Genomic DNA, 10,822 nt, shown 5'->3' on the forward strand with positions numbered 1-10,822 from the left:
GAGCGTTGCCGCCCTGCAGGCCCTGGCCACCCTCGGCACCGACACCGGCGGTTCGATCCGGCAGCCCGCTTCCCACTGCGGCGTTGTCGGCCTCAAGCCGACCTACGGCCGGGTGAGCCGCTACGGGGTCATCGCCTACGCCTCCTCCCTCGACCAGGTCGGGCCGGTGACCCGCGACATCGAGGACTGCGCCATCGTGCTGCAGGCCATAGCCGGACACGATCCGGTCGACTCCACCTCGGTCAACGTGCCGGGTCCCGACTACCGAGCCACGCTGCGCGATGGGGTCAAGGGGCTGCGGATCGGGCTGCCGTCCGAATACTTCATCGAGGGGCTCGACTCCGACGTCGCCCGCGCCGTCGAGGAGGCGATCGAGGTTTACCGCGGTCTCGGCGCGGAGATCGTGGAGGTGAGCCTCCCCCATACCTCCTACGCCGTGGCCTGCTATTACTTGGTCGCCACCGCCGAGGCGTCGAGCAACCTCGCCCGTTACGACGGGGTGCGCTACGGCAAGAGGGTCGACGAAGGGGGCGGTCTCACCGAGATGTACATGAAGAGCCGCGCCCGCGGCTTCGGCGAGGAGGTCAAGCGCCGGATCATGCTGGGGACCTACGCCCTCTCCTCCGGCTACTACGACGCCTACTATCTCAAGGCGCAGAAGGTGCGGACCCTGATCCGCCAGGATTTCCTCGACGCCTTCGAAAAGGTGGATGTCATGCTCGCCCCGGTGGCGCCGACCCCCGCCTTCCGCATCGGGGAGAAGGCCGCCGACCCCCTGCAGATGTACCTCTCGGACATCTTCACCATTCCGGTCAACCTGGCGGGAACCTGCGCCCTGAGCCTTCCCTGCGGGCTCTCCGGCGGCGGTCTTCCGATCGGGCTTCAGCTTATCGGGAAGCCCTTCGACGAAGCGACCATCCTGCGCGCCGGCTACGCCTTCGAACAGGCGACCGAGTGGCATACGAAGAAGGCGAACATCTAAGGCAAGGGCATTTTTAACGCAGAGACGCCAAGACTCGAAGAAAGACGCAAAGGATTCAAAAGCGCCTGAGTTTAATAAACTCTGCGACTTGATTTTTACCCTTTGCGCCTTTGCGTTGAAGGCATGAAAGGCTATCTTGTGAACACCAAATACGAAGTCGTGATCGGGCTGGAGGTTCACGTCCAGCTCACCACCGCCACCAAGATCTTCTGCGGCTGCTCCACCCGCTTCGGCAACGCACCGAACTCCCAGACCTGTCCGGTCTGCCTCGGCCTGCCCGGCGCCCTGCCTGTGCTCAATCGGGAGGTAGTGGAGATGGCGATCCGAACCGGGCTGGCGACCAACTGCGCCATCGCTCCCCGCTCGATCTTCGCCCGCAAGAACTACTTCTACCCGGACCTTCCCAAGGGGTACCAGATCTCGCAGTTCGAGCTCCCCGTGTGCGAGCACGGGCACCTCAATATCGAGACGGAGCAGGGGGAGAAGAGGATCGGCATCACGCGGATCCACATGGAGGAGGACGCGGGGAAGCTGCTTCACAGCGACCTCGGGGAGGGCTCCCTGGTCGATCTCAACCGCGCCTGCACCCCGCTGCTCGAGGTCGTCTCCGAGCCGGACATGCGTTCGGCCGACGAGGCGATCTCCTACCTGAAGAAGCTGCACCAGATCGTCGTCTACCTCGGGGTGTGCGACGGCAACCTTGAGGAGGGTTCCTTCCGCTGCGACGCCAACGTCTCCATCCGCCCCTGGGGGCAGAAGGAGTTCGGCACCCGCGCCGAGCTGAAAAACATCAACTCCTTCCGCTTCATCAAGCAGGCCATCGAATACGAGGTGGAGCGCCAGGCCGAGGTCATCGAGGACGGCGGCAAGGTGGTCCAGGAGACTCGCCTGTTCGATGCCAACACTGGGCTGACCCGCTCCATGCGCGGCAAGGAAGAGGCGCACGACTACCGCTACTTCCCCGACCCCGACCAGGTGCCGCTGGTGATCTCCCCCGAGTGGATCGAGCGGGTCCGCCAGGATCTGCCCGAACTGCCGGAAGCCAAGTTCGAGCGCTTCGTGCGCGAGTACGGCATCCCCCGCTACGACGCCGAGGTGCTCACCGCCGACCAGGCCATGGCCGGCTATTTTGACGCCTGCGTCAAACTGCACGGCGACGGCAAGACCTGCTCCAACTGGGTGATGGGCGAGGTGCAGCGGCGGCTCAACGACGAAGGGATCTCCATCGTCGCCAGCCCGGTGTCTCCGGAGCTGCTGGTCGGCATGCTGAAACGGATCGACGACAACACCATCTCGGGCAAGATCGCCAAGACGGTTTTCGACGAGATGTGGAAGAGCGGCAAGACCGCCGATACCATCATCGAGGAACAGGGGCTCAAGCAGGTCACCGACACCGGCGCCATCGAGTCGATCATCGACGAGATCATCGCCGCCAACCCCGGCCAGGTCGAGGAATACCGGGGCGGCAAGGAGAAGGTCTTCGGCTTCTTCGTCGGCCAGGTGATGAAGGCCAGCAAGGGCAAGGCCAGCCCGGCGGCGGTCAACGAACTGCTGAAGGTGAAACTGCAGTAGACCAGTGATTGGCAACTGGTGATTAGTGATTGGTTCAGGGCTTTCCAACCCATCACCAATAAACTAATCACCAATCACCGCCTTTCGGAGATTTTCATGGACGAGGAACGGCTGCAAGAACGGATCGCCGACTATCTCAAGGCCCTGGCGCAACTGGAGAAAGCGGTGGCGCTGAAGAAAAATGATATTGTTCGTGATTCGGTGATTCAACGCTTCGAGTTCACCCATGAGCTGGGCTGGAAGATGCTGAAACTGAAGCTCGAAGCGGAAGGGCTGCCGGTGCGAACCCCGCGCGAGACGGTGCAGGAAGCGTTGCAGGCCGGACTGATCGAGGATGGCAACCTCTGGACCGACATGCAGAAGAAGCGCAACCTGACCAGCCACACCTATCATGAAAAGCTCGCCGACGAAGTGTACGACTTCATTGTCGGCCAGGGGATTTCCCTCTTTCGGCAGCTGGCCGAGAAATGCAGAGCATGGCAGACGAACGCCTGATTTTCGGCCTGGCCGAACGCCACTATGCGGAGATGGCGCAGATTTTCCGGCGCTACCCGCAGATCGAGCGGGTCCTCATTTTCGGCTCCCGCGCCAAGGGGACCGACAAGCCCTGGTCCGATTTCGACCTGGCGGTCATCGCCCCGACCCTGAGCGACCAGAATTTCGCTCAACTCTGGAATGAGATCGACGAACTGCCCTTGGTCTTCAAGCTTGACCTGCTGCACTGGGACCGACTGGCCCAGGTCACGCTTAAGGAGAAGATCACCCAGGAGGGGCGCAGGTTCTATCCCGACCCCGAACAACAATAAACCGGTAATTGGTTTTCGCTATTACCAATCACTAATCACCAATCACCGCCTTTGCCGGAGTCAAAAATGACCTTCAAACCGATCGAATACAAGGACGGCGTCTGCCGCATGATCGACCAGCGCCTCCTGCCCACCGAGGAGATCTGGATCGACACTATCGATTACCATGGGGTCGCCGATGCGATCCGCACCATGGTGGTCCGCGGCGCCCCGGCCATCGGCGTGGCGGCCGCCTTCGGCGCCTACCTCGGCGCCCGCGACATCGAGGCCGACGACTTCGATTCGTTCTTCGCCCGCTTCGAAAAGGTCTGCGCGGTGCTGGCGGCGACCCGGCCGACCGCGGTCAACCTGTTCTGGGCGCTCGACCGGATGAAGAGCTTCGCCAAGGCCTGCCAGGCCTACCCGGTGGCCGACATCAAGATCGCCCTCGAATACGAGGCGATGGCCATTGCCGACGAGGATATCCGCGTCAACCTCGCCATGGGCCGCCACGGCGAGGCGCTGATCCCGGAGAATGCCCGGATTCTCACCCACTGCAACGCCGGGGCCCTGGCCACCGGCGGCTACGGCACCGCCCTCGGCGTGGTCCGCGCCGCCCAGGCCGCCGGCAAGAACGTCAGCGTACTGGCCGACGAAACCCGCCCGTTTCTGCAGGGAGCCCGGCTGACCGCCTGGGAACTGCAGAAGGACAACATCCCGGTCACCCTGATCTGCGACAACATGGCCGGCTACCTGATGAGCAAGGGGGAGATCGACTGCGTCATCGTCGGCGCCGACCGCATCGCCGCCAACGGCGACACCGCCAACAAGATCGGCACCTACACGGTGGCGGTGCTGGCGAAAGAGCACGGCATCCCCTTCTACGTCGCCGCGCCGATCTCGACCATCGACATGGCCATTGCCGACGGCAGCGGCATCCCCATCGAAGAACGGGAGAGCCGCGAGGTCACCCACTGCGGTGACAAGCAGCTCGCGCCCACCGGGGTCGCCGTGCGCAACCCGGCCTTTGACGTCACGCCGGCCCGGCTGGTCACCGCCATCATCACCGAGCGGGGGGTGGTCAAGGGCGACTACCTGAAGGGGATAAACACCATCGTCAACAAGGGGCGCTGATGGAACAGGACACGCTGGTCCGGCATCTGAATGCGGCACTGACGGGAACCCCGCGGGTCCCCCTGGGCGAGCTTTTACCCGGCCTCGGCTTTGCCGAACCGGGAAAGACCGCCACCAACCTCGAACTGCTGCACGAGGCGCTGCAGGACATTCCGCTGCTGGCGGCCCTGACCGATACGGCCCTGGCAACCGCCGACCCGGACCTGGCCCTCAACAGCCTCGAGCGCCTGCTGGGAACCGTCGACCGGAGCCAGTTCAAAACGATCCTGCGGGAGCCGGAAAACCGCCGCCTGCTGCTGGTCGCCCTCGGGGCCTCGCCGTTTCTCACCGGTATCCTCTGCCGGCGGCCCGTCTTCCTCGAGGACCTCTTTGTCCAGGAAGAGATCGGCCGCCACAAGGATGAAACGACCATGCTCGCCGAGCTGCGCCAGCGGATTCCCGACGGCTCCAGTTTCGTCGACCTGCAGAAGCAGCTGCGCCTGTACAAGTCGCGGGAAATCCTGCGCATCGGCAGCCGCGATCTCGGCGGCCTGGCCGACCTGGTCGAAGTCACCGGCGAGCTGTCGACCCTGGCCGCCGCCAGCCTGCAGCGGGCCTACGAAATCTGCATGGCCCAGCTGCGGGCCGAATACGGAGCCCCCCTGCTCGACGCCGAAGCCGGCATGGCCGCCGTCGAAGCCGAGTTTACCATTTTCGGCATGGGCAAGTTCGGCGGCCGCGAGCTCAATTTCTCTTCCGACATCGACCTCATCTATTTCTACACCTCGGAACGGGGGATGACCGCCGGCGTTCCCGATCCCTCCGGCGCCGTCAAAAACAGCATCCACCTGCACCCCTTTTTCTGCAAGCTCTCCGAGCTCATCTCCAAGGCGATCGGCCAGCCGACCGAGGACGGTTTCGTCTTTCGCGTCGACCTGCGCCTGCGCCCCGAAGGGAACAACGGCGAGATGGCCAACTCTCTGCGCAGCGCCGAAGTCTACTACGAAAGCTGGGGCCAGAGCTGGGAGCGCGCCGCCATGATCAAGGCTCGCCCGGTCGCCGGCGCCATCCCCCTCGGTGAAAAGCTGCTAAAAAATCTGGAGCCCTTCATCTTCCGGCGCTACCTCGACTACGGCATGGTCGAGGACATCAAGGGGATGAAACAGAAGATCGACCAGAGCCTGGCCCGCAAGCAGGAGGCGGAGAGCAACCTCAAGCTCGGCCGCGGCGGCATCCGCGAGATCGAGTTCTTCATCCAGGCGCTGCAGCTGATCCATTCGGGCAAGAAGCCGGCCCTGCGGGAGAAAAACTCGCTGCGCGCCCTCGAGCGGCTGCAGCACGAAGGGCTGATCAAGCCCGAGGTGCGCAAGGTGCTGCACGACGCCTATGTCTTCCTGCGGACCGTCGAACATCGCATCCAGGTGGTGCAGGAGCGACAGACCCACAACCTCCCCACGGCCGCTGCCGAATGCAAGGCCCTGGCCCGCCGCTGCGGTTACGCCGACACGGCGGCCTTCAGCAGCGCCCTCGAAAAACACCGCGGCGGGGTCGAGGCGATTTACCGTGAGCTTTTCTACACCAGCGAAGAAGATATGCGTGAGGTGGTACGCCCCGAAGTGGCCTTCATGTTCGACCCTTCGGCCGATGTCGACCTGATCAAGGACCTGCTCGAAGAGAAGGGGTTCAAGAATCCGGACGCGGCTTACGAGACCCTGCTGCTGCTGCGCGACGGGCCGCCCCACGCCCACCTGACCCGGCGCAGCCGCCGTCAGCTCGACCGCATCGCGCCGCTGCTGATGCAGGAGCTCCTCGATTCGCCTGAACCGGAAATGGCCCTGCTCAACCTCGAGCGTTTTATGACCACCGCCGTGCGCCGGGCGCGGGGCACCTTCTACGCATTGCTGGCGGAAAACCGCGAAATCATCACGGTCCTGATCTCCCTGTTCGGCACCAGCCAGTTCCTCTCGCGGATTTTTATCCAGCACCCGGAAATTCTCGATTCGCTGGTTTCCCGCTCCTATGCCATGGCCTACAAAGACCGGGCCGCCATGGAAAAAGACCTGGCCGACCAGCTGGCCGAAGCGGACAACTACGAGGAAAAGCTCGAGGTGCTGCGACGCTACCGCAACGAGGAATTCCTGCGCATCGCCATGGGCGACACCCACGGCCACACCCCTCAGGGCGAGTTGACTTCGCAGTTGTCGTATCTCGCCGATGCCTGCCTCAAACAGGCGGTCGCCATCGCCCGCGAAGAGCTGATCCCCCGCTTTGGCCTCCCTTTCCGGCAGGACACCGACCAGGAGGCCGGCTTCGCCATCGTCGCCATGGGCAAGCAGGGGGGCATGGAGCTCAACTACCACTCGGACCTGGACATCATTTTCGTCTATGAGGGCGAAGGCGAAACCCGCCCGGTGGCAGGGACCGAACCCGACCGCTTCAGGCAGCAGTCCAACCCGGAGTATTTCTCGCGGCTGGCCCAGCGAATCATCTCGGTGCTGACCCTGATGACCCGCGAAGGCTACGTCTACCAGATCGACACCCGGCTGCGCCCTTCCGGGAACCAGGGCCCCCTGGTCACCAGCCTGGCGGCTTACGAGCGTTACCACGAATCGTCGGCGGCGCTCTGGGAGCGCCAGGCCCTGACCAAGGCCAGGGTGGTTCTCGGTCCGGAGCACCTGGCCCGGCGCATCGAGGAACTCAATCGCCAGTTCGTCTACGAAAAACCGGCCCCCGAAGGGCTGAAGGAAGAGATCTGTCGCCTGCGCGCCCGCATGGAAACTGAAATTGCCCGGGAAAACGAAGGGCATTTCAACATCAAGACCGGCCGCGGCGGCATGGTGGACGTCGAGTTCATCGTGCAGTACCTGCAGATCCTGCACGGCCGCGATTATGTCGGCCTGCGCAGCAATAACACCCTGCAGGCCCTCAACGCGCTGCACCAGGAAGGGCTGCTGGACGAAGCGGATCTCGATGCGCTCGAGAGCGGCTATAAATTCCTGCGACGACTGGAAAACCGCCTGCGACTGGTCCACGACCAGTCGATCAACGAGCTCTCCGGCGAGCGCGACTACCTGGTCAAGCTGGCCCGCCGGCTCGGCTACCCTGACCGCCCAAGGCGGCCCGACGAGGTCTTTTTAGAGGAATACCGGGCGGTGACGGAAAAAATCCGGACCATCTTCGAACGGCTGCTGGGGGGGAGCGAACAGGAAGGCTAAACGGGGGAAGTTTTTTCAAAAAACAAGGGGGCGCGGTCTTGCAGGACCGGCGCCCCCTTGACATTGGGGTCTAAACCGCCTGTCACGGCATCAGTCAAATGCCGCCGGGGCGTGAAAATCGCAGACGATCGCCGTGCAGTCGTCCTTCTGCCTTTCGCCGCGGCCGAATTCGTTGATCCGATGGAACACCTCGTCGAGAAATTCCAGGTGGTCCCCCTGAAATGAGCGGAGCACCTCTTCCAGGCGCCGGTTGCCGAAAAATTCGCCGGCACTGCTGGAGGTCTCGGTAACGCCGTCGGTCATCAACAGCAGACGATCTCCTTTTTCAAAGCGGAAAGTGCGCATGCCCATCTCCGGCTCGTCGAAAAACCCGAGCGGGACCCCGGTCGGCGACAGGTAAAAGACCTGATCGCCCCGTTTCACCATCGGAGCCACGTGACCGGCGTTGACGTAATGCATCTCCATGGTGTCCGGCTCGATCACGCTGAAAAAGAGCGACGAGGAAAAAAGATAATCGAAACGATCCGAGCGTTCGGCAAAGGAACGAAGAAATTCGTTGACCATCGCTACCGTCTCCAGGGGGGTGCACTGGCGCATGGTCGCATGATGCAGGTAGCCGTAGAGCAGCGACATGACGACCGACGCCGTCAGGCCGTGACCGGTGACGTCGCCGAGAAAAATCACCTGGCAGCCGTCCGGGGCCGACAGAAAATCGAAATAATCCCCGCCCAGCCCAATGGCCATGCGGTTCTTGACCCCCAGGCAGCACCAGTTGCAGACCGGTGAATTTTTTGGAAAGAGCAACTGCTGCACTTCGCTGGCCAGATCGATGTCCAGCACGATTTTGTCAGCGTTTTTCATAAATCCCTTCCGTTTTTTACTCAATTCTACACCAGATTTTCGTCACTGCCAGCCGATTCAAAGGAGGGCAGATTGCGGTCCATCAGGTGCCGCAACTGCACATTGCCAAGCGCGCCGATCATGCTCTTGCGGATATGCGGGTTCTCCTTGGCCAGGTCGCGGATCAGCTGCTTCATGCGCTTGCGTTTCTGGTCCACCACGCCGCAGACCGGGCAGGCACAGCAGACGACCGGAAATTCATTCCTGAAGGTAAACTGTATGATCTCCTGCTCTTCGACATAGACAAACGGGCGGATGACCGTGTGCCGGCCGTTGTCCGCCTGCAGCTTCGGACTCATGGCCGCCAGGGTGCCGATGTAGAACTGGTTGAGCAGCAGCGTTTCGATGAAATCATCGAGATGATGGCCGAGGGCGATCTTGTTGCAGCCGAGTTCATCGGCCAGAGTGTATAGCACGCCGCGGCGCAGCCGGGCGCAGAAGGCGCAGTAGGACGATCCGGGGCGGCGCTTTTCCTCGATAATCCGGTAGCATTCGGTGGTTTCCATGCGGTATGCAAAACCGTGGTCCCGGAGATGCTCTTCGATGATATGGGTTTTGTATCCGGGAAAGCCGGCATCCACGTTGACCGCCACCAGCTCATACTTCACCGGCGACCGCCGACGCAGCGCATCGAGGATATGCAGCAGGGAATAAGAGTCCTTGCCTCCGGACACGCCGACGGCAATCCGGTCGCCCTCCTCGATCAGGTTGAAGTCGCCGATGGCCCGGCCGGTCATTTTTTTGATTTTGCGAAACAGCTGATCTTCTACGACAGGCACGATTATCTCCTATTTATCTGACAGTTGCGGCTCTTTTTAATCTATCGCAGGCGAATATGCAAGCAATTCGTCTCCACCGGCAGCGCCACAACAGTGATGCAATAATCCCGCCCCGACCAAATTGACATGAACCGGGGGCGTATTATGCTGAAGCGAGAAACATGGACATGACGGTATCAACGACCCGCAAGGAGACAGCCATGCCCGAGACGACCAAAAAAATCCTGGTGGCCTTTGATGACTCCCCCAGTTCGCACAAAGCGTTTGATTTTGCCCTGGGGTTGGTCAAAAACTGCCTCGGAGAGCATTACCTGGTCACGGTCTTATCGGTTGTGCAATCACCTGACCTGATTGATGTGCCTATGGACATCGAACCGATGATCGATTCGGCCCGAACCCGCCTGGAAACCGCCCAGCAGGCCCTGCAGGAAAAAGCCAGGAGCGCTAAACAAGCCATCGCAACCGAGTGCATCGTCGGCCATCCCGCCGAGGCCATTGTCGATTATGCCACCCAGAACCGTTATGACATGGTCATCCTCGGCAACCGGGGCCGCTCCAGGGTTGCCGAATGGCTGCTCGGTTCGGTTTCCCACCAGGTGGCCACGCACGCACGCTGCACGGTCACCATCGTCAAGTAACTGCGACCGACAGCCCGCCCGTTCAAGCGGCAGCCGGGACAGTGTCCCGGCTGCTGTTTTTTTCATATTCATCATCGGCTCGGGGTTGCGCAGCAAGGTGAACGTCGCCACCCCAGAAATAACTCGCCAAATCCTGCGAACACAGGGTTGATCTTCTGAATAGCAGGCCTGCCACCATTAATCCGCCTTCACAGGCCTGGCCCTATCGCAAACGCCCCGTCAGCACGCTCCGACAAACCTGATGTACAGCAATCTTTTAATGTGTTATAAATTTCTGATTGTATTTTTGCTATAAAGAAAAAAGAGGGGGGATCATGCACGCCCAATCCATCCGTGAAACCTTCAGGTTTCTGAACAAGCTGACCGTTTCCGAACTCGATCTTTTTTTGAGTTTCTGCGAACACCGTCAGGTTTCGCAAGGAACTACCCTCTGGCATGAGGGGGATGCCGACTACTATGCCGCCTTTATTCTCCGCGGCAAACTCGTGCTAAAAAAGAAAACCGAATTCGGCAGCCGGCAGCTGATCGTCGGCATTCATGCCCAGGGTTCCCTGGTGGGAGAAAACAACCTGCTGGCGCCAGACCCGCGCCCCGTCAGTGCCGAAGCCATCGAGACCACCGACCTGATCATTCTCCAGCAAACCCGGTTCGAAGCGCTGCTGGTGCAGGCCCCCCAGATCGGCATGCAGCTGCTGAAACAGATCTCCATTTCGACCTCCATGCGCCTCACCCAATCCTACGACCGACTGGCCGCCATCTTCTGAGGCCGAAACCACGTTACTGCAGAATGCTTAACTTTCGACCGTCTCCCCGTGACAAGTCTCTGCAATCAGGGGGC

The 10,822-nt window shown here is 61.6% G+C and carries 10 protein-coding genes; 8 read left to right on the forward strand and 2 right to left on the reverse strand.

The features are described from left to right. The 6 genes from ABYV89_RS10250 to glnE form a co-directional block, all read left to right on the forward strand. Positions 1-982: amidase family protein (locus tag ABYV89_RS10250; protein WP_432822858.1), on the forward strand; the 982-nt coding region annotated here is incomplete at its 5' end. 123 nt (positions 983-1,105) lie between these two features. Further along, the gene (gene gatB / locus ABYV89_RS10255; protein ID WP_432822859.1) at positions 1,106-2,554 is read left to right on the forward strand and encodes an Asp-tRNA(Asn)/Glu-tRNA(Gln) amidotransferase subunit GatB; all 1,449 of its coding nucleotides are present in this window, start codon (positions 1,106-1,108) and stop codon (positions 2,552-2,554) included. A gap of 96 nt (positions 2,555-2,650) precedes the next feature. Beyond that, the gene (locus tag ABYV89_RS10260) at positions 2,651-3,049 is read left to right on the forward strand and encodes a nucleotidyltransferase substrate binding protein (RefSeq protein ID WP_432822860.1); all 399 of its coding nucleotides are present in this window, start codon (positions 2,651-2,653) and stop codon (positions 3,047-3,049) included. Beyond that, entirely contained in the window at positions 3,031-3,360 is a 330-nt protein-coding gene (locus ABYV89_RS10265; RefSeq protein ID WP_432822861.1) for a nucleotidyltransferase domain-containing protein, read from the forward strand. The genes ABYV89_RS10260 and ABYV89_RS10265 overlap by 19 nt, the downstream gene beginning before the upstream one ends. 66 nt (positions 3,361-3,426) lie before the next feature. Further along, entirely contained in the window at positions 3,427-4,473 is a 1,047-nt protein-coding gene (mtnA, locus tag ABYV89_RS10270; protein WP_432822862.1) for an S-methyl-5-thioribose-1-phosphate isomerase, read from the forward strand. Continuing rightward, complete coding sequence (gene glnE / locus ABYV89_RS10275) at positions 4,473-7,667, forward strand: bifunctional [glutamate--ammonia ligase]-adenylyl-L-tyrosine phosphorylase/[glutamate--ammonia-ligase] adenylyltransferase (RefSeq protein ID WP_432822863.1); 3,195 nt, start codon at positions 4,473-4,475, stop codon at positions 7,665-7,667. The genes mtnA and glnE overlap by 1 nt, the downstream gene beginning before the upstream one ends. A 90-nt stretch (positions 7,668-7,757) precedes the next feature. Here glnE and ABYV89_RS10280 read toward each other — a convergent pair whose 3' ends face one another. Beyond that, on the reverse strand, positions 7,758-8,528 hold the full coding sequence (locus ABYV89_RS10280) for a PP2C family protein-serine/threonine phosphatase (RefSeq protein WP_432822864.1): 771 nt from the start codon (positions 8,526-8,528) through the stop codon (positions 7,758-7,760). A 26-nt stretch (positions 8,529-8,554) separates the two neighbouring features. Next, complete coding sequence (gene ttcA / locus ABYV89_RS10285; protein WP_432822865.1) at positions 8,555-9,346, reverse strand: tRNA 2-thiocytidine(32) synthetase TtcA; 792 nt, start codon at positions 9,344-9,346, stop codon at positions 8,555-8,557. A 200-nt stretch (positions 9,347-9,546) separates the two neighbouring features. Between ttcA and ABYV89_RS10290 the strand changes: the two genes are divergently transcribed. Together ABYV89_RS10290 and ABYV89_RS10295 are read left to right on the forward strand one after the other, a co-directional pair. Continuing rightward, a complete protein-coding gene (locus tag ABYV89_RS10290) occupies positions 9,547-9,984 on the forward strand; it encodes a universal stress protein (protein WP_432822866.1) in 438 nt (145 codons plus the stop codon). A gap of 314 nt (positions 9,985-10,298) precedes the next feature. Continuing rightward, the gene (locus ABYV89_RS10295) at positions 10,299-10,748 is read left to right on the forward strand and encodes a Crp/Fnr family transcriptional regulator (RefSeq protein WP_432822867.1); all 450 of its coding nucleotides are present in this window, start codon (positions 10,299-10,301) and stop codon (positions 10,746-10,748) included. Positions 10,749-10,822 lie beyond the last annotated feature (74 nt).

This window comes from Trichloromonas sp. (assembly GCF_041583255.1).
In the GTDB taxonomy this organism is placed as follows: Bacteria; Desulfobacterota; Desulfuromonadia; order Desulfuromonadales; family Trichloromonadaceae; genus Trichloromonas.

What these genes read in the sequence shown, in the direction of transcription:
- gatB (WP_432822859.1), top strand. Translation starts at nt 1,106, where the DNA reads ATGAAAGGCTATCTTGTGAACACCAAATACGAAGTCGTGATCGGGCTG.
- ABYV89_RS10260 (WP_432822860.1), top strand. Translation starts at nt 2,651, where the DNA reads ATGGACGAGGAACGGCTGCAAGAACGGATCGCCGACTATCTCAAGGCC.
- ABYV89_RS10265 (WP_432822861.1), top strand. Translation starts at nt 3,031, where the DNA reads ATGGCAGACGAACGCCTGATTTTCGGCCTGGCCGAACGCCACTATGCG.
- mtnA (WP_432822862.1), top strand. Translation starts at nt 3,427, where the DNA reads ATGACCTTCAAACCGATCGAATACAAGGACGGCGTCTGCCGCATGATC.
- glnE (WP_432822863.1), top strand. Translation starts at nt 4,473, where the DNA reads ATGGAACAGGACACGCTGGTCCGGCATCTGAATGCGGCACTGACGGGA.
- ABYV89_RS10280 (WP_432822864.1), bottom strand. Translation starts at nt 8,528, where the DNA reads ATGAAAAACGCTGACAAAATCGTGCTGGACATCGATCTGGCCAGCGAA.
- ABYV89_RS10290 (WP_432822866.1), top strand. Translation starts at nt 9,547, where the DNA reads ATGCCCGAGACGACCAAAAAAATCCTGGTGGCCTTTGATGACTCCCCC.
- ABYV89_RS10295 (WP_432822867.1), top strand. Translation starts at nt 10,299, where the DNA reads ATGCACGCCCAATCCATCCGTGAAACCTTCAGGTTTCTGAACAAGCTG.